Source organism: Leisingera sp. ANG-Vp (genome assembly GCF_000813725.1).
Lineage (GTDB): Bacteria > Pseudomonadota > Alphaproteobacteria > Rhodobacterales > Rhodobacteraceae > Leisingera.
The window spans coordinates 1-22,244 of sequence record NZ_JWLD01000080.1 but is presented as its reverse complement, the minus strand read 5'-3'; the positions used below and the strand labels follow the sequence as shown (position 1 = coordinate 22,244).

16 protein-coding genes are annotated in these 22,244 nt (G+C 65.4%); 9 read left to right on the top strand and 7 right to left on the bottom strand.

Going from position 1 to position 22,244, the window contains the following annotated elements; translation table 11 throughout:
• Positions 1-4 precede the first annotated feature (4 nt).
• Genes RA20_RS21495 through RA20_RS21470 form a run of 6 tightly spaced genes read left to right on the top strand, consistent with a single transcriptional unit; the run spans position 5 to position 10,532 of the window.
• Positions 5-1,021 (top strand): glycosyltransferase family 2 protein, encoded by a 1,017-nt coding sequence (locus tag RA20_RS21495; protein WP_039133667.1) that lies wholly within the window; start codon positions 5-7, stop codon positions 1,019-1,021.
• Positions 1,018-5,583 (top strand): MupA/Atu3671 family FMN-dependent luciferase-like monooxygenase, encoded by a 4,566-nt coding sequence (locus RA20_RS21490; RefSeq protein WP_039133655.1) that lies wholly within the window; start codon positions 1,018-1,020, stop codon positions 5,581-5,583. The genes RA20_RS21495 and RA20_RS21490 overlap by 4 nt, the downstream gene beginning before the upstream one ends.
• Positions 5,580-6,269 carry a 4'-phosphopantetheinyl transferase family protein gene (locus RA20_RS21485; protein ID WP_039133654.1) on the top strand — a complete coding sequence of 230 codons (690 nt, stop codon included), beginning with the start codon at positions 5,580-5,582 and terminating at the stop codon, positions 6,267-6,269. Before RA20_RS21490 ends, RA20_RS21485 begins: the two co-directional genes overlap by 4 nt.
• Positions 6,266-7,201, top strand: coding sequence for a hypothetical protein (locus RA20_RS21480; protein ID WP_039133652.1), 936 nt, complete (start codon positions 6,266-6,268; stop codon positions 7,199-7,201). The genes RA20_RS21485 and RA20_RS21480 overlap by 4 nt, the downstream gene beginning before the upstream one ends.
• Entirely contained in the window at positions 7,198-9,699 is a 2,502-nt protein-coding gene (locus tag RA20_RS21475; protein WP_039133649.1) for a hypothetical protein, read from the top strand. The genes RA20_RS21480 and RA20_RS21475 overlap by 4 nt, the downstream gene beginning before the upstream one ends.
• Positions 9,696-10,532: a glycosyltransferase family 2 protein gene (locus RA20_RS21470; protein WP_039133647.1), complete on the top strand. Its 837-nt coding sequence runs from the start codon at positions 9,696-9,698 to the stop codon at positions 10,530-10,532. The genes RA20_RS21475 and RA20_RS21470 overlap by 4 nt, the downstream gene beginning before the upstream one ends.
• Positions 10,533-10,697: 165 nt before the next feature.
• Here RA20_RS21470 and RA20_RS21465 read toward each other — a convergent pair whose 3' ends face one another.
• A complete protein-coding gene (locus tag RA20_RS21465; RefSeq protein ID WP_039133644.1) occupies positions 10,698-11,903 on the bottom strand; it encodes a glycosyltransferase in 1,206 nt (401 codons plus the stop codon).
• 234 nt (positions 11,904-12,137) lie between these two features.
• On the opposite strand from RA20_RS21465, the gene RA20_RS21460 reads away from it, so the two are divergent.
• Positions 12,138-13,508 (top strand): oligosaccharide flippase family protein, encoded by a 1,371-nt coding sequence (locus tag RA20_RS21460; RefSeq protein ID WP_039133641.1) that lies wholly within the window; start codon positions 12,138-12,140, stop codon positions 13,506-13,508.
• Between the two features lie 127 nt (positions 13,509-13,635).
• On the opposite strand, the gene RA20_RS21455 is transcribed toward RA20_RS21460, so the two are convergent.
• From RA20_RS21455 to RA20_RS21440, 4 genes are all read right to left on the bottom strand, one after another.
• Complete coding sequence (locus tag RA20_RS21455) at positions 13,636-14,874, bottom strand: chain-length determining protein (RefSeq protein ID WP_039133638.1); 1,239 nt, start codon at positions 14,872-14,874, stop codon at positions 13,636-13,638.
• A gap of 114 nt (positions 14,875-14,988) precedes the next feature.
• Positions 14,989-15,831 (bottom strand): exopolysaccharide biosynthesis protein, encoded by an 843-nt coding sequence (locus RA20_RS21450; protein ID WP_241482311.1) that lies wholly within the window; start codon positions 15,829-15,831, stop codon positions 14,989-14,991.
• Between the two features lie 150 nt (positions 15,832-15,981).
• On the bottom strand, positions 15,982-16,767 hold the full coding sequence (locus RA20_RS21445) for a sugar transferase (RefSeq protein WP_039133632.1): 786 nt from the start codon (positions 16,765-16,767) through the stop codon (positions 15,982-15,984).
• 411 nt (positions 16,768-17,178) lie between these two features.
• A complete protein-coding gene (locus RA20_RS21440) occupies positions 17,179-18,189 on the bottom strand; it encodes an AraC family transcriptional regulator (protein ID WP_039133629.1) in 1,011 nt (336 codons plus the stop codon).
• Between the two features lie 443 nt (positions 18,190-18,632).
• On the opposite strand from RA20_RS21440, the gene RA20_RS21435 reads away from it, so the two are divergent.
• Positions 18,633-19,475 carry a 2-dehydro-3-deoxygalactonokinase gene (locus RA20_RS21435; RefSeq protein ID WP_039133626.1) on the top strand — a complete coding sequence of 281 codons (843 nt, stop codon included), beginning with the start codon at positions 18,633-18,635 and terminating at the stop codon, positions 19,473-19,475.
• Positions 19,476-19,695: 220 nt separating this feature from the next.
• Here RA20_RS21435 and RA20_RS21430 read toward each other — a convergent pair whose 3' ends face one another.
• A complete protein-coding gene (locus RA20_RS21430; protein ID WP_039133623.1) occupies positions 19,696-20,505 on the bottom strand; it encodes a TIGR03084 family metal-binding protein in 810 nt (269 codons plus the stop codon).
• Between the two features lie 94 nt (positions 20,506-20,599).
• Complete coding sequence (locus tag RA20_RS21425; RefSeq protein WP_039133620.1) at positions 20,600-21,613, bottom strand: hypothetical protein; 1,014 nt, start codon at positions 21,611-21,613, stop codon at positions 20,600-20,602.
• A 359-nt stretch (positions 21,614-21,972) separates the two neighbouring features.
• Here RA20_RS21425 and RA20_RS21420 point away from each other — a divergent pair.
• The coding region (locus tag RA20_RS21420; RefSeq protein ID WP_039133617.1) for a hypothetical protein at positions 21,973-22,244 on the top strand (272 nt) is incomplete at its 3' end.

Below are 22,244 nucleotides of genomic sequence, written 5' to 3'. Positions count from 1 at the left end.
CACCATGAAGCAGCAGCGCGTTCTCACCATCATCCTGAACTACCGCACGCCGGAGATGACCCTGGAAGCCGCCGAAGCCGCCCTGCGCGGCATGGAGGAGCTGCCCGGAGAAATCCTGATTGTCGAAAACGGGTCCGGCGATGACTCCTGGGAACGGCTGCAAGCGGGCGCCAGATCCCGCGGCTGGCTGGACAGCGGACGGCTGCGGCTGCTGCGCTCCGCTGTCAACGGCGGCTTTGGCGCCGGCATGAATCTTGGTATCAACGCAGGCCTCTCGGACGGCAGCGCGCCTGAGCTTTACTACCTGCTGAACTCCGACGCCTTTGTGCAGGGCGATGCCATCCGCACCCTGCGCGACTTCCTGCTGGAGCATCCCGGCGCGGGCCTGGCGGGCTCTTACGTGCGCGGTACCGACTGGGTGCCGCACCGCACCGCTTTCCGTTTTCCCTCCATCGCGGGTGAATTCGAAGCGGCCGTGCGCACCGGCATCTTCACCCGGCTGCTGAAGCCCTGGGTGATCGCGATGGAGATGCCCAAGGAAGAAATGCAGGTCGACTGGACCGCCGGCGCCAGCCTGATGATCCGCCGCGAGGTGATCGAGGAGATCGGCGGCTTTGACGAGCGGTTCTTCCTTTATTTCGAGGAAACCGACCTCTGCCGCCGCGCCGCCCGCGCCGGCTGGCGCACCCACTATGTGCCGGAAAGCGAAGTCGCCCATGTGGGCTCCGCCTCCACCGGCATGAAAGGCTGGAGCCGCACTCCCGGGTACTGGTTCGATTCACGGCGGCACTACTTCGTCAAACACCACGGCTACACCGGCACGGCGCTCGCCACCCTGGCCCGCGTCAGCGGCAGCCTGATCTACGGGCTCCGCCGCCTGATCTCGGACAAGCCGCAGGCAGACCCGCCGCATTTCCTGCGTGACCTGATCCTGCACGGGCTGCGCGCCACTTTTGGCCTGCGCCGCAAACCTTCCTTGGAAACGCGCCCCCTCTCTCCGGTTGCAAAGGAGCAGAAATGACCTCTTTTTCCTGTGCCCTGATTGGCAGTGAATCTCTCCTCATCGGCTGTGCCGACGCGCTGCTGGCGCGCGGCCACGAGATCCGGGCTGTTGTAACGCAGGACGCTGAGATCCGCAGCTGGGCTGAGGGCAAGGGTCTGGAAGTACTGGACAATCAGCGCGATCTGCCGGCGGGCTTTGACTGGTTTCTGTCGATTGCCAACCTCACCGTGATTCCGCAGGACGTGCTGGCACGGGCCGCCAAAGGCGCGGTGAATTTCCATGACGGCCCGCTGCCCCGCTACGCGGGCCTCAACACCCCGAACTGGGCGCTGATCAACGGCGAGGATCAGCACGGCATCACCTGGCACCTGATCGAAGGCGGCGTCGACGAAGGCGATATCCTCGCCCAGCGCCTGTTTGATGTGGCCGGGGATGAGACCGCCTTCAGCCTCAACTCCAAATGCTACGCCGCGGCGATGGACAGCTTTGGCGAGGTGATGGCGCAGCTGGAAAGCGGCGAGCTGAACCGCCAGCCGCAGGATCTGTCGCAGCGCCGCGTCTTTGCCAAGTCCGACCGCCCTGCCGCCGGCGGGCTCCTTGATTTCCCCCGCCCCGCCGCTGAACTGGCCCGCCTGGTACGCGCTTTGGACACCGGCGGCTACTGGAACCCGATGTGCGCCGCCAAGCTGCGTGCGGGCGAGACAATTGTCCTGGCCGGAGCCGCAGAGGCCGCGGACGGTTCCGGTGTCCCCGGCACGGTGCTGGAGGTGCATAAAAACAGCGTGACAGTTGCCACCGGAGACGGTGCTGTATCGCTGTCACGCCTGACCACCTCTGCCGGCAAGCCAGTGAAGGTCTCCAGCCTGTTCAAAGCAGATGATGTCCTGCCCTCCCTGTCTGACGCTGCCGCCAGAACCCTTACCGTGCAGATGGCCGCCGCGCAGGGCGGCGAGAGCCACTGGCGCAGGGCACTTGCCGGAATGCAGCCAGTCCAGGTGCCGCTGGCGCCGGATGCCGGCCGCGAGGGCTTCTCCCGCCGGGAAATCTCAGCGCCGGCAAGCCTCAGCGAAGCGCAGGCAGCAGCGGGGGTTCTGGCCTGGGCGCTGCTCAGCAGCGGCGAAGCGGCTGCCGATGTGGCCCTGTCCACTGGCAGCATGAATGCTGTCCCCGGACTTATCTCCGCCTGGGTGCCTTTGCAGGCCCAGCGGGAGCAGACACTGGCCAGCCTGCTCGGCCAAGCGGCACAGGGCATTGAAAAGGCCCGGAAGTTCGGAGGTTTCGCAGAGGACTTAGTGGCCCGTGCACCAGAGATCTCCGCTCAATCCCAGCCAGAGATCGGGCTGTCTTTGGGCAAGGGGGAGCCGGTTAGCGGCTGCGCTGCTACGGTCGATTACAGCGACGGCGCGATGATCCTGCACACGGACAACGCCCGGCTGGACAAAACGTCAGCAGAGCTGCTCGCCGCACGGCTGGAACTGGTGCTGGAAGCCATCACCGATGACGGCAGCCAGCCGATCTCCGCCCTCCCCATCCTGCCCGATGCCGAACGCAGGATGCTGCTGGAGGATTGGAACCGGACCGCGGCAGATTACCCCGCAGACCTTACGATCCATGCCGCGTTTGAGGCACAGGCCGCCAGAACTCCGGAAGCCGCTGCACTGGTCTTCGAAGACCAGAGCTTCACCTACGGCGAGGTCGACGCCCGCGCCAATGCTGTGGCTGCGCGGCTGCGTGAGATGGGCGTAAAACCCGGCAGCCACGTGGGCATTCACATCCGCCGCGCGCCCGAGCTGGTCTTTGCCGCTTTGGGTGTGATGAAAGCGGGCGGCGCCTATGTGCCGCTGGACCCTGCCTACCCCGCCGACCGCATCGCGCATTACATCCGCGACAGCCAGGCCCAGGTGATCGTGACCCAATCCGCCCTGGCCGGCAGCCTGCCCGTCTCGGACGCGCAGGTGCTGGACATCGGAACCGTCCCCGCGGGGACAGCGGCAGAAAACGTTGACGGCGGCGCAGCCGGCAGTGATCTCGCCTATCTGATCTACACTTCCGGCTCCACCGGCCTGCCCAAGGGTGTGATGGTCACCCACGCCAATGTGTCGAACTTCTTTACCGGCATGGATGCCCGCATCCCGCATCAGCCGGGGGATGCATGGCTGGCGGTCACCAGCCTCAGCTTTGATATCTCGGTGCTGGAGCTGTTCTGGACCCTGTCGCGCGGGTTCAAGCTGGTTTTGTCCAGCGACGAAAGCCGGCTGGAGCTGTCCAAGGGGCCGGTGGCGCTGTCGGACCGCAAGATGGATTTCAACCTGTTCTACTGGGGCAACGACGATGGTCCGGGGCCGCAGAAATACCGCTTGCTGCTGGAAGGCGCCAAGTTCGCCGACCAGCACGGCTTCAACGCGGTCTGGACGCCCGAACGGCATTTCCACGCCTTTGGCGGCCCCTATCCGAACCCGTCGGTCACCGGTGCTGCTGTCGCCGCGGTGACGCAGAACATCGGTGTGCGGGCAGGTTCCTGCGTCGCGCCGCTGCACCATTCGGCGCGGATTGCCGAGGAATGGGCGGTGATCGACAACCTGACTGCGGGACGTGCGGGCATTGGCTTTGCCTCCGGCTGGCAGCCCGATGACTTCATCCTGCGGCCCGAGAACACGCCGCCCGCCAACAAACCCGCGCTGTTCGAAAGCATTGAAACCGTTCGCAAACTCTGGCGCGGTGAAGAGGTGGCCTTCCCCCGCAAGGACGGCAGCAAACACAGTGTGGTGACACAGCCTCGGCCAGTGTCCAAAGAGCTGCCGGTCTGGGTGACTACCGCGGGCAATCCGGAAACCTGGCGTGAGGCCGGTGCGATCGGAGCAAACGTGCTGACCCACCTCCTGGGCCAGAGCATCGAGGAGGTCGCGGGCAAGATCCGCATCTACCACGACGCCCTGCGCAGCGCCGGCCATGACCCTGCGGATTTCAAGGTCACGCTGATGCTGCACAGCTATCTGGCCGAAACCCGCGAGGAAGCGCGCCGGGTAGCGCGGGAGCCGATGAAGGATTACCTGCGCTCAGCCGCCGGGCTGATCAAGCAATACGCCTGGGCCTTTCCGGCGTTCAAACGGCCTGAGGGTGTTAAGAACCCGTTTGAGATGGACCTGGGCTCGCTCTCGGAGGAGGAGCTGGAGGCGATCCTCGACTTTGCCTTTGAGCGCTACTTCGAGGAGTCCGGGCTGTTCGGCACCATCCAGGATGCCTGTCAGCGGGTCGAGGAGCTGAAGCGTATCGGTGTCGATGAAATCGCCTGCCTGATCGACTATGGCATTGCGCCCGAAGTGGTTCTGGAAGGGCTGAAGCCGCTGGCCGAGGTGCTGCGCCTGTCGAACGCGCCGCAGGAGCTGGCAGCGGATGACTTCTCGCTGGCGGCGCAGATTGTGCGCCATGGCGTCAGCCACATGCAATGCACCCCGTCGATGGCGCGGATGATTGCCGGCGACAGCGATGCCAGCGCCTGCCTGGGACGGCTGCAGCATCTGCTGGTGGGCGGCGAGGCGCTGCCGGGCGATCTGGTGCAAAGCCTGCAAACCGCAACGGTGGCTGAGATCCACAACATGTACGGGCCGACCGAGACCACAATCTGGTCGACGGTGGAGAAAATCACCGCTGTCCCCGCAGGGACAGCCGGGATCGGCACGCCGGTTGCCAATACGCAGGTGTACGTGCTGGACGAAAACCAAATGCCTGTCCCCGCGGGGACGCCGGGCGAATTGCACATCGGCGGCGCCGGGGTGACAGCAGGCTATTGGCAGCGGGAGGCGCTGACTTCTGAACGGTTTGTAAAGGCACCGTTCGCTGAAGGCACCCTGTACCGCACCGGCGATCTGGTGCGCTGGACCGCTGACGGGCGGCTCGCCTTCCTGGGCCGCACCGACCATCAGGTAAAGATCCGCGGCCAACGGATCGAGCTGGGCGAGATCGAAGCCGCCATGGCTGCTTTCCCCGGTGTGACCGGCGCGGTGGTGATACCGCGCGGGGATGCCGGCGCGGAGCAGCTGGCAGGGTATGTCACAACCTCGGCGCCGATTTCGGGCGAGGCTTTGAAGCAATCTCTGGCGGGCAGGCTGGCAGAGGTGATGGTGCCTGCGCATATCGTTACGCTGGAGGCTTTCCCCCTGACGCCAAACAAGAAAATCGACCGAAAGGCGCTGCCGGATCCGCAGCCTGCGCGGGTTGAAACTGCTGCAGCGGTGACCTTGGACGATGGCGCACAGGCAAAGATCGCTACGGTCTGGAGCCGCATCCTGGGTGTCAGCGGCATCAGCGCGCAGGACAATTTCTTTGCGCTTGGCGGCCATTCGCTCTTGGCAGTGCAGGCGCATAGGGAGCTGAAAGACGAACTGGGCACCGCGAAGCTGTCGATCACCGATATCTTCCGGTTCCCGACCCTGGCGGGGCTGGCAGCACATATCGAAGGGCTTGCAGGCACCCCGGCAAATACGGAAGAACAGCCGCAAGAGACCGCAGCACCGGACCGTGCCGACACCATGTCGAAGCGCCGGGCAATGCGGGCAAACCGCAGGGCAAGGGCCGGATGACGGAAACCAACAGCAAACTTGCAGAGCGGCTGGCACTGGTCCGGCCGCTTTTTGCCGCCGATGTGGCGCTGGCCGGGGCGGACCCTTTGGGCAACCCTCCCGCACCCTATCCGGAGGAAGCCGCCGGGCTGTCGCCCAATGCAGTGGCCAAGCGGTGCAAGGAGTTTGCAGCCGGCCGCAACTCTGTGCATCAGGCAATGCGGCAGCTGGGGCTGGCGCCGGTGCCGGTGCGGGCCGGCAGCGACCGGGCCCCTATCTGGCCTGAAGGGCTGGTGGGCTCGATCACCCACACCAAAAGCTGCGCCATGGCGGTGTTGGCCAGGGCTGGCAGCGTGCAAGGGCTGGGGATTGATGTGGAGGAAGACACGCCGCTGAAGGACGAGCTGCTGCCCGCTATCTGTTCCGATCGCGAGCAGGTCTGGCTGCAGCGGCAGGACAATCCGGGACAGATGGCCAAGGTGATCTTTTCCGCCAAGGAGGCGGCCTACAAGGCCCAGTACACGCTGAGCCGGGCGTTTTACGGGTTTGACGGGATGGAGCTGGAGTTCGACTTGGCGGCCGGCGTTTTTCAGGCCTTCTTTACCAGCGACCGCCCGCCGTTTGTGCGCGGCGAGGCCGTTGGAGGGCGCTTTGTTGTTGGTGCCGGACTGATCATGACCACGGCGGAAATCCGGGGGCGCGGATGATGGGGCGGCGCGGGTTTCTGGCTTTGGGGTCCGTGGCGGCGGCACTGGGGGTGATGGGATTTGCCTCCCGCAGCCGCCCGCTGCCAGTGCCGCCGCCGCTCAGCGCGCCTGAAGGCCCGCTGCAGGTGTTTCACCTCGGCCATTCATTGGTCGGGCCGGATATGCCGCATATGCTGGCTCAGCTGGCGCCGGGGGGGCATGGCTATAACAGCCAGCTCGGCTCGGGCACATCCTTGCGGGCGCATTGGGAGCCAGAGGATAATATCCTCGACTTTGAGACCGCCAATCAGGCGCCTGCTTTCCGGGATGCGAAAGAAGCCATCGGTTCGGGCGGCTATGGCGCGGTAGTGCTGACCGAGATGGTCGAGCTGCGCGATGCCCTGAAGTATTTCGATGCTTCCAAGTATCTGGGGAAATGGGCGGACCTGGCGCGCGGGGCGTCGCCTGCACCGCGGATTTATCTTTATGAAACCTGGCACCGCCTGGATGATGCCGAGGGCTGGCTCGAGCGCATTGACGCGGATCTGGAGACGCTTTGGACCCGCAAGCTGCTGGGCCCGGACAGCCGCCGTAATTCAGGCCACCCGGTCTATCTGATCCCCGGCGGCCAGGTTCTGGCTGCAGTGGCACGGGCGGCAGAGGCCGGGGAGATCCCGGGGGTGGCTTCACGTGAATCGCTGTTTGCCCGCACGCCTGAAGGCGGACTGGACAGCATTCACATCAACGATCTGGGCGCCTATGCAGTGGCGCTGACCCATTACGCAGTGCTGTATCAGCGCTCGCCTGAAGGCCTGCCCTATCAGCTTACCCGCAGGGACGGCAGCCCGGCTGAGGCGTTCAGCGCCGAGGGAGCGGCCAAGGTGCAGCAGATTGTCTGGGACGCGGTGCGCGCCCTGCCCCGTACCGGGATTGCAGCCGGGAGTTCGGGATGAACCTGGAGGCACTGGTCACTTCGGTTGTGATGGTCGGGCATTCGCTGTTTGGCCATGACAACCCGGCGATGCTGGAGCAGCTCTTGGACGCGCGGGGCGAGGCTGTGGTGGAGGCGCAGATCATCAACGGCGCGCCGCTCAGCTATAACTGGCAGCACAGCGGCAGCGCCGAAGGTGTTGATTCACGTGAAAGACTGAAACAGCCGGCCAGCGCAGTGATCGTGACCGAGGCGGTGCCGCTCGCCAATCATCTGAAGTGGAGCGATACCGAAGGCGCCGTCACCCTGTATTATGAGCTGGCGCGGGCGGCAAACCCGGAGGTGGAATTCTACCTGCAGGAAACCTGGCACAGCCTGAACAGCGGCACCGGGGCTGATGTGCCTTTTGACGATAGCGCGGATATGCCCTGGCGCGAACGGCTGGAGCAGGACCTGCCGCGCTGGCAGGCGGTGGCGGATGACGTCAGTGCCGCCGCCGGCGGCAACGTGAAACTGCTGCCTGCCGGCCAGGCCATGGCGCGGCTGGATGATGCGATCCAGGCGGGCACCATGCCTGGACTGAGCAGTATCCGCGATGTCTTTGCCGATGATATCCACCCCAATGCCACCGGTTTCTACTTTCTGGCGCTGCTGCAATATGCGGTGCTGACCGGAGAAGATCCTGCAGGCCTGCCGCATCAGCTTGCCGACCGATGGGGCAAACCCTATCCCGCACCCTCGCCTGAATTGGCAGCCCGGCTGCAGGACATCGCCTGGGCGGCGGCGCAGGGCAGTTCCGTGCGCACCGCGGCCTTGCCGCCGGAGCCCGCCGCACTGCCTGGGGATCCTGCGCTGCCGGTGCTCAATGCGGTGCTGAGCGAAGATGTCCCGCTGGAGACCAAGCCCGAACGGCAGCCCATCGCCATCAATCTGGCAGCCATCGCTGATTGGAGCACCCAGGCGCCGTTTCTCGACCATTTCAAAACCGCCCGCCCCTGGATCGGCCACCTGCCCCGGCGCTGGGGCGGAGCGGATCATGATGATCTGCTGGCAGCCGGCTATCTGGATCCGGACGGCTGGCCCACTGCGATCCCGCCTGAACTGGGCTCGATCGGCACAGTGATCCTGACCGACCTGCCGGAGGACGCGGTGTCGCTGAAAGGCCGCTATGTGCTGCGCTTTGAGGGCCAAGGCATTGTCGAGGTCGCAGGCCGGGCAGAGAACGTGCGCTATGGAAAAGGAGAAGTGCAGTTTGACTACGCGCCCGGCCCCGGCCCGGTGGAGATCCGCATCCAGCGCACCGGCCGGGACGGCGATTACGTGCGCAACATTTCGGTGGTCAAGGAAGAGCACCTGGAGGCCTTTTCCAACGGCGCAGTGTTCAATCCGTTGTGGCTGGACCGGCTGGACGGCTTTGCCGCACTCCGGTTCATGGACTGGATGGCTACCAATGATTCAAGCCAGACCGGTTGGGAGGACCGCCCGCTGCCGCAGGACTACACCTGGGCACTGAAGGGTGTCCCGGCTGAGGCAATGCTGGCGCTGGCCAACACTTTGGGCGCCGACCCCTGGTTCACCATGCCGCACATGGCGGATGACACTTATGTGCGGAACTTTGCGCGGCTGGCGGAACAAGGTCTGGACGAAGATCTGCGCGCCTATGCCGAGTATTCCAATGAGGTTTGGAACTGGCAGTTCCAGCAGGCCGCCTGGGCAGATGCCCAGGCCCAAGCACGCTGGGGCGGCGAGGATCTTTGGATGCAGTTTTACGGCGGCCGGGCGGCGGAAGTGGCGCAGATCTGGACCGAAGTATTCGGCGAAGACAGCAGGCGGCTGGTGCGGGTGATCTCCTCGCAGACCGGCTGGCTGGGGTTGGAGGAGCAGGTCCTGACCGCGCCCTTGTGGAAGGCGGAGCAGGCGGACCGGCTGGCGCCTGCTGCTTACTTCGACGCCTATGCGGTGACCGGCTACTTCGGCGGCATTCTGGGTCTCAAGGAACGCGCCGGGCAGGTCCGCGCCTGGATTGCCGGCAGCCGGGAGCAGGCCCGGGCGGTGGCTGCGGAGCGGGGCATGACGGGTGCGGCAGCTGCAGAGTTTGAGGCGCGGCACCAGTATGATGCGGCTTCGGCCCAGGCGGGTGCCGAGCTGCGCGACGGGCTGATCTCCGGCGAACCCGCTGATACTCTGGCGGATCTGCTGGGCCGGGTGCTGCCCTATCATGCAGATGTTGCGCAAAAGCACGGGCTGGAACTGATCATGTATGAGGGCGGCAGCCATGTGGTCGGGATCGGCCCGATGGTGGAAGATGATGCTCTGACGGGCTTTTTCACCCATTTCAATTACACACCTGAGATGGGCGCGCTGTACCGCGAGCTGCTGGCAGGCTGGAGTGCGCTTGGCGGGTCGCTGTTCACCGCCTATGCCGATGTGGGCGTGCCTGGGAAATGGGGCAGCTGGGGCGCTTTGCGCCGCCTCAGCGACGAGAACCCGCGCTGGGACGCGCTGGAGATGGTGAAATGAAACCGCGCGTGTCAGTTCTTGTCCCGGCGCACAATGAGGCCGCCTTAATCAGAAAATGCCTTGCCGCGGTGTTTGCCTCAGACCCGCTGCCTGCGGGCATGACGGCTGAGGTACTGGTGCTGGCCAATGGCTGTACCGATAGCACCGCAGCGCTGGCGCGCGCCGTTGAGGCACCCGCGGGCTGGACGCTGGAGGTGCTGGAGCTGCCCGACGGCGGCAAGCTTGGCGCGCTGAATGCAGGCGATGCGGCAGCGTGCGGCGATATCCTGATCTATCTCGACGCAGATGTCGCGGTCAGCCCGGCGCTGATCCCGCAGCTGGCAGCGGCTCTGGCCGATGGCGCGCCGCGCTATGCCGGCGGCCGCCCTGCGGTCGCACCTGCCCGCAGCGCGGTGACCCGGGCCTATGCGCGGCTGTGGGTGCGGCTGCCGTTCTTCAACTGCGTTGCGCCTGGCTTCGGCGTCTTCGCCATGACCCGTGCAGGGCGCGCGCGCTGGGGAAACTGGCCGGACATTATCTCCGACGACACCTTTGCCCGGCTAAGCTTTGCTCCGGAAGAGCGGACCCAGGTCCCGGCAGGCTACAGCTGGCCGATGGTTGAGGGGTTCCGCAATCTGGTGCGGGTGCGGCGGCGGCAGAATGCGGGTGTGGCCGAGGTGGCGGCCTGGTTTCCTGAACTGCTGGCCAACGGAGGCAGAGAGCCGCAAGGCGCCCTATCCCCGCTGAGGCTGATGCTGACGGATCCGGCCGGGTTCCTGATCTACGCCCTTGTTGCCTTGGCGGTCAAAACCCCGCTTTTCGCCTCCCGGACCCGCTGGACCCGCGGCCGCTGACAATCCTGCCCGGACAGGGGCGCTCCCGCGCCCGCAGGATGCCCTGGCTGCGCCAGCGCACCCTTGGCGGCCTTGGGCCAGGCTCAGCGCCGCTGGCGCTGAGCCTGGCCCAACGGGAGCGGTGCATTTTCAAATGCACCGGCGACGGGCGGGAGAACTCCGGTACTACTGCGTTACGGCTTCGCGGAAATGCGCCGCAAGCTTGGACGCTTCGCGGGCGCTTGCGTGCCGCTCCAGCACGCGTGCCCGGCCTGCCAGCCCCATGGCCTGCGTCTCCCCCAGCGGCATGGAGGCCAGCTCCCGCACGGCAGCGGCCAGCGCGGTCTCATTGCCTGCCGGCACCAGCCAGCCGGTTTGCCCTGGCACAACCAGTTCCGGCGTGCCGGCCACATAGGTTGCAACAACCGGCCGGGCTGCAGCCATCGCCTCCATCACCACCATTGGCAGCCCTTCGGCAAAAGACGGCATCACAAGAGCATGGCATCGGGCGAGTTCCCCCTGCACCCCCGCCTCCGCTAGCCAGCCAGTCAGTGAAATGTGCTTTTCCAAGCCGAGATCCCTGATCGCATCCTCCAGATCAGGGCGCATTTCACCATCGCCGATCAGCGACAAATGCAGGTCCGGCAGGTCCGGCACCAGCTGCGCCATAGCGCGGACCAGCACCATTTGCCCCTTCTGTTCGACAAACCGCCCGATCGCCGCCAGCCGCAACGGGCCGTTCGGCAAGCGCGCGGGATCCTCAAAACGCTCAGGCTGGATGCCGCAATGAACAACTTTCAGACTGTCCCATTTGCCAAAGGCGGCCCAGCGGCTGAGCTGGCTTTTGCCGAAACTGCTGACCGCAACGGTGAACCGCGCGCGGTTGATCTTCTCGCCCAGCGACAGCGCATGCGGCGCGTCGAACTCCTCCGGCCCGTGCACGGTGAAACTGTAGCCCGGGCCGCCCAGCACATGTGCCAGCATCGCAACTGCGGCCGAATTGGTGCCGAAATGCGCATGCATGTGCTGCACATCTTCCGCAGCACAGCGCTGTTTCACATAGGCCGCCTCGCCCAGGTAAATCAGATGCCGCAGGATGCCCTTGTCCGACGCCCCGGACAGTTTCAGCGCCAGTTTCAGGGCCTGCATAAACCGGCGCGGCGAAACGGCCTCCCGCGCCAAAGCAGCCAGCAGCCGCCCGGCTCCGGCCTGCAGCACATATTCGGTGCGTGCCGCTTCAGCCTTGTCGCCGGGGTCTGCCAGAGCCGCCTCAGCAGGCCGCATCGCCAAGCGGGTGATCTCCAGGCCCTGGGCCTCCAGCGCCTGCAGCTCGCGGCGGATGAAGCTGTGCGAGGGCTGCGGGTAAGTATTCAGGACATAGGCGATTTTCAAGGGTGCAAGTTCCGTGCAAAGGCCAGGGCTGGCGGCAGGTTAGCGGTGGAACGGCGGCTTGCCCAGCACCCCGTGACGCTTGTCGCGCAGCCGTGGAAAATGCGGCACAGAACACAGGATTGTCAGGCAAGTTCAGGCTTTTGACTTCAATCCCCTGCCCGGCAGGCCCGCATTGATTGACGCCCCCTCTCCGCGCCCCTAGCCTTTGGCCGGAACGCGAGGATCGAGAGGGACATGCAGCGGGTTGCATCGCTTTTTGCCGGCCAGGGGATGATGGCGCGGGTGCTGCGCTCGGCCTCCTGGCTGATGCTGGGCTATGGCGGCAGCCAGGCGCTGCGGCTGGCGTCGAACCTGATCCTGACCCGGATCCTGTTCCCCGAGGCCTTTGGCCTGATGGCGCTGGTCACGGTGGTGACGGTGGGGCTGTCGCTGTTCTCGGACGTCGGCATCGGGCCATCCATTGCTCAGAACAAGCGCGGCGATGACCCGGACTTTCTGAATACCGCCTGGACCATCCAGGTGATCCGCGGTTTTGGGCTGTGGGCGGCAACCGCATTGCTGGCCTGGCCTGCGGCAGCGTTTTATGGCGCGCCGGAACTGCTGCTCTATCTGCCCATTGCAGGCGCCGGGCTGGCAATTGCCGGCTTCAACCCGACCCGGATCGAGACCGCGCACCGGCATTTGCTGGCGGGCCGCGTGACAGCGCTGGACCTGGGCGGACAGGTGATTGGCCTGGCGGCAATGATTGTGCTGGCGCTGGCGACACAGTCGGTGATTGCCCTGGTCCTGGGAAGCGTGATCCAGGCCGCGGCAAAGCTGGCGCTTTGCCACTATGGCTTGCCGGGCGCCGTGAACCGGTTCCGCTGGGAGAAAGCGGCGGCGGGCGAGCTCATCCATTTCGGCAAGTGGATTTTCCTGTCGACTGCCTTCTGGTTCCTGACCTCGCAGGGCGACCGGGCGATCCTTGGGAAGTTTGTCTCGCTGGAGGTGCTGGGGATCTACAATATCGGCTATTTCCTGGCCAGCTTTCCGATGCTGCTGGGCCATGCGGTGAACCAAAGGCTGATGATCCCGGTCTACCGGGACAAGCCCGCCCATGCAGCGCCGGAGAACCTGCGGCGGCAGCGGCAGCTGCGCGCCGGGCTGACGGCGGGAATCCTGGGGATGCTGCTGGTAATGGCTTGGATGGGCCCCTGGCTGGTCCAGATCCTTTATGACGCGCGCTATGTTCAGGCCGGGCCGATGATTGTGCTGATTGCGCTGGCGCTGGCGCCTGCGGTGATCACCATGACCTATGACCAGGCGGCGCTGGCAGCGGGAGACAGCCGTGGGTTCTTTGTTTTCTCAGCGGCGCGGGCCTGCCTGCAGACAGGTCTGTTTCTGGGCGGCGTGACCTTGTTCGGGCTGGCCGGCGGCATTGCAGCGCTGGGGCTGGCGATGCTGGCGGCCTATCCGGTGCTGGTGCGGCTGGCGCGCAAGCACCACGTCTGGGATCTGCTGCATGATGGCGCTTATGCGCTGCTGACGCTGCTGGCGGGTGGAGCCGCGCTGAGCTGGCATTGGACCGAGGTTGCAGAGATGGCAGCGGCGCTGGGCGCGCGGTAAGTCAAAACCAGCGAACTTCGGGCTGAAGACCTGAGGTCAGTGCCCGGCCGCGGGCGAAAGCGTAGCGCCCGCCCACGGGGGCGGTCGGGTGCTGCCCGGCCCGTAGCCGGGCGGAGATACCTGATTTCTATGCTTTACGCCGGAACCAGCCTCGGCGCGTCCTTGTGTCCATCACCGGGACTGAGACCACCGGCATCAACCCGGTTTCCCGCTCCATCTGTGCGGCGGTGCGCAGCACCGGGCGGCGCAGTTCCTGCAGGAAGGCCGCCAGCAGCGCCAGGATCAGGCTGGCGGCAGCCCCCATCAGCGCCTTGGTCTTGCGGGCGCCGGTCACCGGATAGTCCGGCAAGGGCGCCGGTTCCAGCACGGTCAGACGCTCGGCCTGGCGGGAGGTTTCCAGGCGGAAACCCACCTCAGCCTCGTTGCGCCGGGCAGTCATCTGGCCAAGCTCCCCCTGCAGCTGCGCCAGGCGGCGCTCATAGGCACCCAGCTGGCGCTCGACTTCGGGGGTGGTCTGCAGCGAGGCTTCCAGTCCCCGCTTGCGCTCGGTCAAAAGTGCCTCCTGCGCGTCCAGGGTGGCCAGCTGCTGCTCCGCCTCGGCCTGCAGGCGGCGGGCGGTGGCAGGGCGTTCGGTGGCCTGGGCCTGGTCAGCGGCGCGGCGAATCTCAATACGCTCGCGGGCGATCTCCAAGAGGCCCTCGTTCATCGCCGCAATTTCGGCGCGGCGGAATTCTATGGTGCCGGGCAGCGTCACGTCATTGGCGTTGCGGTAGGCGGCGATCTCATCTTCCAGTGCGGCAACCTGGTCGGCCAGCGCAGCCTCCTTTTCGGCAAAGAAGCTGAGGGTTTCCCGGGCCTGGTCAATGCGGGTGGCGGTGCTGAGCTCGATGGTGCGGCGGCCGAATTCGCGGGCAACCTGCTGGGCCTGTTCGGCGGTGGGCATGCGGGCGGTGATGGTCAGCACCGAAATGGTGCCGTCATCGGCAAAGCCTTCGCGCGCTGCGGCGACGCCGGTGATCCGCACCGACTCGCGCAGAAGCACAACCTTTTGCAGCTGGGTGAGCGCTTCCATATCGGCGTAGAGGCCGAATTTCTCGATGATTTCCAGCACCGTGCTGCGCGCCATCAGGCGCTGCTCGATCAGCTGCATGCGGCGGGCGGAGGAGCCTTCTACGGTGGATTTGGCGAGCTCCCCGGCGATCTGCGGCTGGGTGATCTGCAGCACCTCGGCGGTCTCGTATTCATGCTGCCGGCTGGCGGCAAACCACAGCGAGCCCAGGCAGCCCAGAACAAACACGCAGAAGATGGTGAACAGCCTGCGCCGCACCATGTCCAGGAAATCGCCCAGTGAATAGATAGGACCCATCTGTCTGCTCTCTTGCCCCGGTCTTTGCCCGTCCGGTTGCCGTTTTCAATCCGTCGCCCGGATTTTAACAATAGCAACCGGGCAAAACTATGGCGCCCTTTGCACCCGGGGGGCTTAGCCCAGCGGGCTGTCTGCCCTGCGGGCCTTGTTCAGCACCACGCCCAAAAGCTGGGTATGTCCGGCCAGCATCTTCTCGCAAGCCGCCAGCTGGGCGGCGGTGGTGGCGGTGCCGTCCGAGATCAGCAGCACCCCGTCCACCTGCGGCAGGACGGCAGCGGTGTCGTCATGCTCCAGCACCGGCGGCAGGTCGAAAATGGCGGTGTCGGCACCGGAGCGCAGCATCATATCGTCCAGCGCGGCAGCGCAGCCCCGGCCATGCAGAATTTCGGCAGCGTCCTGATCCGCGGTGCCATTCAGGCCTACTGCCAGCGAGGGCATGGGGCGCAGCAGCTGATCCTCCATCTGCACCGCGCCGGACAGGAAATCCGCCAAGCTGCCCTGAGGCAGCATCCCCAGGGCCCGGGCCACACCCGGGCGGCGGAAGTTCATGTCCATCAGGATGGTGCGGCTGTCCGGCACCCGGGCCAGGCTGAGAGCCAGATTCACCGCAGAAAACGTGGTGCCGCAGCCCGCAGAAGGCGCGGTGACAGCAACCCGTTTCCAGCCGCGGTCCTTCAGCGTGTGCAGAAGCCGGGTGCGCAAAAGGTCAAAAGACTTGGCCGCCGGACCGGACCGGAAGCGGCTGACCAGCGGCAGCCCCGCATGGTCCTGCGCGGCAGTGTCAAAAGGCAGCTGGCGGATCCGGTCCCAGGGTTCCGGCAGGGTCGCAGGCAGCTGCGCGGAGCCAATGGCCGCGGGTGCAGCCAAGGGCTGTTCCGCCGCGGGTGCAGCGGCAGGCGCGGGAGCAGCCGCCGGAGCGCGGCGGCGGCGGAACCGCTTGAAGCCCTGCTCGCTCATGCCAGTGTCTTCTCCCTCTTGCGGGCCCTGCGCCAGGCTGGCGGCAATTGGCCCTGATACTGCAAAATGCTTCACAACCGCGTTCCCCGCAATGGCTGGCAGACCTGCTGCAGCGCCCGGAAAGCGGGGCTGCAGACGATCAGACAGAAGTTAATATCCGGTCCCCTTCAGAACCACGCCGACGGTACGCCAGATCAGCCCCAGGTCGAGACCCAGCGAAAGCCCCCGCTGATACTCGATATCCGCCCGCACCCGGCTGCCGAAACCAGCCTCGTTGCGCACCGACACCTGCCAGAGGCCGGTGATCCCCGGCCGCAGCGCGAAATAGGCCCAGGCATCGCCGTAGAGCGGCAGCTGGTCCGGCATCATCGGGCGCGGCCCGACAAGGCTCATGTCGCCCTTGGCCACGTTCCATAGCTGCGGCAGCTCATCCAGCGAGGTTGCGCGCAGCAGCCGTCCGACCCGGGTAATGCGCGGATCGTTCTTGAGTTTTTGTGTCTCGTCCCATTCGCAGCGCAGATCCGGGTCGCTGTCCAGGTAATGCTGCAGCAGCGCATCGGCATCGCGCACCATGGTGCGCAGCTTGAGGATGCGGAACTCCCGCCCTCCGCGGCCCAGGCGCGCCTGGGTGTAGAAGGGCCGGCCGCCTTCGAACCAGAGCGCCGCAGCGCATACGGCGATCACCGGCAGCACCAGCGGCAGGCTCAGCAGCACCAGAGCCACGTCCAGCAGCCGTTTGCCTGCGGCGGCATAGCCGCCTGCGGCGGCGGCCTGACCCGCCCGGCCGGCCTGGGCGATACCGTTCAGCGCCGCATTCATATTGGCCGGCTGCATGCGCACAGGCTGCACGGGATGCACAGCCTCAACCGGCCGCCTGCCCTGAACCTCAACCTGCACAAAAGACAGCCCCGCCCCTCCGGGAACCATGTCTTTCATTCCAATACCCCCGCTCTTCCGGCCGCAAAACGACCGGACAGCCGCCCCCCCGGGACTGGCCGTTGACATCTTAACCGAGCATTCCGCGCACCAAGGGCCGCAGTCAGCCATCACTGATTTTCAGCTTCAAAACGGGGCGCGCCCCCACGCGCCCGCGCCGGTTTTTTCCGTTACCGCTCCAATTCCAGCGGCAGTGCATAACCGCACTCAAACCTAATTAGGGCAATTTTAGGCAAATGCGCGTAAATTGTGAAAAAATCCGGGCAAACGCCTGAATTGGCAGAATTTGCAATGCAGTTAGGGAAACAATAGGTGAAATTACAGCGCACTGTCCGCATGCCGGACAAAAATACTGCAGAATCAGACAGGCACTGTGCCGGAGGCTATTGGTCCCGCCACCGCTGTTTGCCCTCAGCGCCCCCGGAACTGCCCCGGGCTTTTCCCGGTCCAGCGCCGGAATGCCTCGCTGAAACTGCTCAGCCCGGAATAGCCAAGCAGAAAGGCAATCTCGGCCAGCGCCAAATCGCTTTCCCGTAAATAGCGGATTGCGAGCGTTTTGCGCAACTCCTCCAAAATAGCGAAATAGCTGGTACCCGCCTGTGCCAGCTTGCGCGACAGGGTGCGCGGGCTCATCCCCAGATCAGCAGCCACCGTGCCCAGCGTCACCGAGCCGCCCGACAGCCGGGCCGAGACCGCTTCTTCGACCTGAGCGGCAAGCCCGCTGCCTTGCCTGGCCTGCCCGCCAAGCAGCCGGTCGCCATAGGCGCGCAGCAAACGCAGGAGCCGCCGGTCGCCGCTGGCCAGCGGCAGTTCCAGATCTTCCGGCTTGAAGACCATCCGGCTGCGCGGGGCTCCGAATTGCACCGGGCAGCCGAAATAGGCTTCGATCTCGGCCGTGCCGCTGCTGCGGAGGTGACTGAAGGCTGCTTCCCGCGGTTCGATCCGCAGCGGCGCCGCCTCGCGCAGGGCAGCAAAGAAGGTTGCCGCTAGGAATTCGGTATATTGAAAAGCCTTCCGGGCGGCCGGGTCCTTGCAGTCCCAGGCAAACTCACCGTGAGAGGCAAGCCGGGAGGTATCCAGTTCCCAGACATCGCTCATCACGGCGGCATAGCGGGCTGTATTGCGCAGGAAGCAGCCCACCGAAGGCGAGCTGCAGGCGATGTAGCCGAGCAGCCCCGTATTGCGCAGGTCGCTTCCGCATCCAAGCCGGAAGCCGAACAGCGGATCACCCGAAAGCTCCGCCGCATGGGAGAAAAAGCCAGCCACCGCAGCAAAAGGGGCAATTGGCTCCTCCTGGTCCAGCAAGGCTTGGCTTAAACCGGTCCCGGCGAACACAGCGGCAGGCGTGTGGCCCTGCTCCAGCAGCTGGCGGGCAGCCAGCTGGGTGGAAAACGCGTATTGGGGCGGCGGGGTTTCTGGCATCAGCGGGGTGCCTCCTGGTGATCTGCGGGGTTCGGGTTCTGGCGTTGATCCTTGCTCTCTTTGAGGTCGTCCGGCTCAGGTGCGCGGCGGCTCGGAAGGCTGTTTGCCGCAACTTGCCGCCTGCTCCTGCGGCACACTCCTGGAAGGTACCGTTCATGGCGCGGTGCAGCCTTTCTGCTGCGCTCCGGAGCCGCGGAATGAAACGCAGCCCCGAGTTCGGAAGTGAAGCCATTTTAGCGGATTTTCTACCTGGGCGCAGAGCTGCACCGGCGGTCATTTGCTTAAATCCCGGGCACTTTAGCCTATGACGGGCATACCGGCGGCGGGCGTCCCCTCCTAACGGGTATTTGCAACTGTACGAAGGGATGGGGTGGCGCCTTGCGGGGCACGGGAATCACCGCCATAACCGCCTCAAGCATGATGGCAGTAGACGCGAGGACACCATGGCCCTTTCCCGCAGCGGCGCCTGGCTGGCCGCCAATCAGGATGGAGACACACTGACCGTATGGGAGGTGCGCGATGGCACGCCTGGCCCCGCCAGGGTGCTGCAGCTGAAGAGCAGCGGACCGGCTGCCCTGACAGAGGGCTTGCGGCAGGCCCTGGCAGGCGAGGCGCGCCCGGTGGTGCTGGGCGGCAGCCCCATGGCGCCGCTGCAGCCGGTCCCAGTGCCGCTGGCAGAGCTGCCGCTGGCGGAGCTGCAACTGGACGGGCTGGCGGTGCGCGCCCTGCCCGCTCTGGGCCAGAATGCACCCTGCGCGGTGATGCGCGGCGCGGTGGCCCGGCTGGCCGGTTTCCTGAGGCTGAACCCGGAATGGGATGGGGTGGTGTGCCTGCCCGGAGCGGTGACCCATTGGGTGCAGGTGAGCGCCCGCGAGGCGGTGAGCTTTCAAAGTGCCCTGACCGGGCAGCTGGCACGGGGAACCGCGCAAGGCTTGGGGCTCGAGGCAGCCGGAGCCTGGGACAAATCAGCTTTGGCAGAGGCGGTGGATGATGGCCTTGCCAAACCGCAGCTGCTGGCGGCCCGGCTGGCCGCAGCGCAGGCCGCCGCGGAACTGGGGCAGACCGCTGCGGATGGCGCACGGGGGCAGCTTTGGGGGCTGCTGCTGGGCGCTGAACTGGCGGCGGCCCGCCCCTACTGGCTGGGCCAGAACCTGGCGCTGATTGCCGATGGCACGCTGCAGCCGCTTTATGCCGAAGCGCTGGCGGCGCAGGGCCTGCCAGTCACTCTGGCTGATCAAGGCCGGATGGCTTTGGAAGGCCTGATCGGCGCGCAGGCCGGGGCCTGAGCCCGCAAAGCTGCTCTGCCAGCCTGGCCGCGCTGCTCCCCGGGCCAGTCAAACCCCTTGCGGCCAAACCAAAATCTCCAGCGCCTTCAGGTGCCCTGGCGGTACCGGCACCCCTTGGCAGCCTTGGGCGTAGCGCCGCGCAAAGCGCGGCGCTACGCCCAACGGGCACAGGCCTTCCGCCAGGATGGCCGAAGCCGGGCGGGAGCGCTTCCCGGCGCCGTTAGCGGGGCGGCAGATCTGTCTTGAAACGCACGCCTTTACCAGGCGGATCTTCTGGCGGGCCGGCAAAACACTGGGCAATGCGCAACCAGCTTTGAGCGGCAGTGCCTGCCGCCTGAAGCCCGGTGTCTTCAAAACTGCGCACTTGGGCTGCCACCTGGGCAAAGTCCACTGCCGTGCCTTTGACAAAGTTGTCCGTCTGCGGTGCATTCCATTCCCAAACAGCGCCGGACGGCCCGGTCAGCTGCACAAACGGCGCAGGTTCCGGCACTTCCAGCCCGCGGTTCAGGAAGCTCCAGCCATAGGTCGCCACCCCCAGATGGGCGATGTTGCGGATGCGGTCCTGCTCCTGCCGCTCCAGCCCCAGCAGATCAAACACCTCCTGGCCATGCGCCCAGGTCTCCATCTGCCGCGCCGTCACCGAGCTCAGCGCGCTCATGCCAGGGCCAACCCATTTCAGGCGCGCCTTGGGGTCAGCCCTGGCAAAGGCATCCGCACAGCTCTCAGCTCCCTGTTTCCACGCCTCGAACAAGGCCCGCCCCGATAGCCCGTTCAGCCAGGGGAACTGGCAGTCCAGGATGGGTTTGCCCGCCTGCATGTCCTTCAGGACCGGCGCGATGAAGGCTGTGAACTCCGCATCCCCCTGCAGCGCGGCCTCTGCCGCCGCATTGAACAGGTGCAAATGCCCCAGCACATGATCGATGGTCCAATTCTTGAATTGGGTCGGCCGGTGGAACTCCGCCTCCGGCTGGTCCTCCAGAACAGCCGCCAAGGCACGGCTCTCGGCACGGAAATCTTCGGCCTGCTGCATGGTCCCTCCCCATTTTCTCATCCCGCAAAAGAATAGCGGCCCAGGCCTCCTGCAAGGAACCCGGACCGCACGTCACATCAGGGGAGAATGAGGCTCAGCTCTCGGACATCGCCTGGAATGCCCGGCCCGCGGCCTCGAAATTGCGGCTGAGCGGCGCGGTGAGCCGGGATTGGGCGGCATAATAGGCGCCGGTGCGGCAGAGCTGCGCGGCAAACTCGGGGTGCACGCCGGCATCGTCGAATTTGCGCACCTTCTCCTGGGTCAGCCAGCCGCGGCTCTTCACCTCTTTCTGGATCAGCTCCAGCCGCTGCACGCAATGCAGCGCGGTATAGGCCGAAAGATACTCCAGATAGGCGCCGATCTCATGGCCGCAGTTGGGATCAAAAGTCTCGATCATCACATCGGCCATCTTGTCGGGCGCGATGGGCCAGGTCTCGTCACCGATCAGCCAGGCAAAATCCTCGGCGCCGTGGCGCAGGCCCGCGTATTCGAAATCAAACCAGCGGACAAAACCGTCGCCGCCGATCGCAGCATTGCCTGAGCGGCAGTCCCATTTCAGGAACTGAACGCCTGGGTGCTCCATGTATTCCGCCACCGCCGGGTAGTCGAACGTGTCCGGAATGCCCATGGAATAGGCCTCCAGCGCCTCGACTGAACTGACGAAGTTGCGGATCCAGCTGCGGTTGGCGCCCAGATGCGGCAGCGCGGTGTGCAGGTCGGTCTTGCGGGCGGCTGCCTGAATGCGGAAGATCGCGGCGCAGGCTTCGGCGGCCAGTTCCAGCTGGTCGCCCTCGTCATGCACGATGATTTCCTCGCTCAGCCGGGTCTCGCCAGTATCGGACTGGAACAGCACATCGTTATGCACCCCCAGAACCTTGGGGATGTCGTCGCAATGAGGCGCCAGCTGCTCCAGCACAAAGGCCTCCAGATGGGTGCGGCGGAAGTTGGCGCGCAGAGTGGCAATCGCCGTGCGGTCCTTGAAATGCAGCCGCAGCGAGGAGCGCGACTTGCCGCCCGGAGCAGAAATCTCCACCGGTTCCTCACCGAGTACCTCCCAGGCCGCGCCCGCAATATAGGCGGTGCGGTCGTCAAATCTGCCGTCAGCCATAGCGTGAATCCTTTCCCAACCTGCTGCGCGAAAAACGCGTAGATCACCCCTGATCGCTTAACCCTCTAACGGGAAAAGAGGGCGTTTTTCGGGACAGATTGGGGCAATCCCTAAAGGACGGTCCCCGATTCGCGCCGGAATTGCCAAGCCTGCCCCTGCTATTGGCCGGAAACACCGCACAATCCTAAAACGGCCCGTGCAATTGTTTCCAGAAACCCCAGCTGAAACCGGAATTTTGACTAAAATGCGACGAAAATTTGGCCGTTCCTGCCCGCTTTCCTACCCTCGTTCAATACGCGTCTGCGGCCTGCCGAATGCCGGGATGCAATGTGATTCAAGGTTTTGTCTGGGGGTAGAAAATGGGTCGGGGACATTTTTCATGGGGCTGGGGGGGCGGTCGTTCGTCCTGGGCCGGCAAGCAAGCTTGCGGCGGCAACAGCTATTACAACGGCGGCGTGCAAGGCGGCAGTTTCAGCCGCTGGTATGACGGCCATCTTTCAGACCGCTATGGCTGGAAAGGCAAGGGCTACAAAGCCTGGCGGGATGAAAGGGATAAGGACGAGGACGGCACCGGAGGCACCAAGGGATCTGACGGAACCAGAGGATCCGATGGCACCAAGGGATCCGGCGG

What these genes read in the sequence shown, in the direction of transcription:
- RA20_RS21450 (WP_241482311.1), bottom strand. Translation starts at nt 15,831, where the DNA reads ATGAGCGAGCAGGGCTTCAAGCGGTTCCGCCGCCGCCGCGCTCCGGCG.
- RA20_RS21445 (WP_039133632.1), bottom strand. Translation starts at nt 16,767, where the DNA reads ATGAAAGACATGGTTCCCGGAGGGGCGGGGCTGTCTTTTGTGCAGGTT.
- RA20_RS21475 (WP_039133649.1), top strand. Translation starts at nt 7,198, where the DNA reads ATGAACCTGGAGGCACTGGTCACTTCGGTTGTGATGGTCGGGCATTCG.
- RA20_RS21485 (WP_039133654.1), top strand. Translation starts at nt 5,580, where the DNA reads ATGACGGAAACCAACAGCAAACTTGCAGAGCGGCTGGCACTGGTCCGG.
- RA20_RS21480 (WP_039133652.1), top strand. Translation starts at nt 6,266, where the DNA reads ATGATGGGGCGGCGCGGGTTTCTGGCTTTGGGGTCCGTGGCGGCGGCA.
- RA20_RS21490 (WP_039133655.1), top strand. Translation starts at nt 1,018, where the DNA reads ATGACCTCTTTTTCCTGTGCCCTGATTGGCAGTGAATCTCTCCTCATC.
- RA20_RS21495 (WP_039133667.1), top strand. Translation starts at nt 5, where the DNA reads ATGAAGCAGCAGCGCGTTCTCACCATCATCCTGAACTACCGCACGCCG.
- RA20_RS21425 (WP_039133620.1), bottom strand. Translation starts at nt 21,613, where the DNA reads ATGGCTGACGGCAGATTTGACGACCGCACCGCCTATATTGCGGGCGCG.
- RA20_RS21430 (WP_039133623.1), bottom strand. Translation starts at nt 20,505, where the DNA reads ATGCAGCAGGCCGAAGATTTCCGTGCCGAGAGCCGTGCCTTGGCGGCT.
- RA20_RS21440 (WP_039133629.1), bottom strand. Translation starts at nt 18,189, where the DNA reads ATGCCAGAAACCCCGCCGCCCCAATACGCGTTTTCCACCCAGCTGGCT.
- RA20_RS21470 (WP_039133647.1), top strand. Translation starts at nt 9,696, where the DNA reads ATGAAACCGCGCGTGTCAGTTCTTGTCCCGGCGCACAATGAGGCCGCC.
- RA20_RS21435 (WP_039133626.1), top strand. Translation starts at nt 18,633, where the DNA reads ATGGCCCTTTCCCGCAGCGGCGCCTGGCTGGCCGCCAATCAGGATGGA.
- RA20_RS21455 (WP_039133638.1), bottom strand. Translation starts at nt 14,874, where the DNA reads ATGGGTCCTATCTATTCACTGGGCGATTTCCTGGACATGGTGCGGCGC.
- RA20_RS21460 (WP_039133641.1), top strand. Translation starts at nt 12,138, where the DNA reads ATGCAGCGGGTTGCATCGCTTTTTGCCGGCCAGGGGATGATGGCGCGG.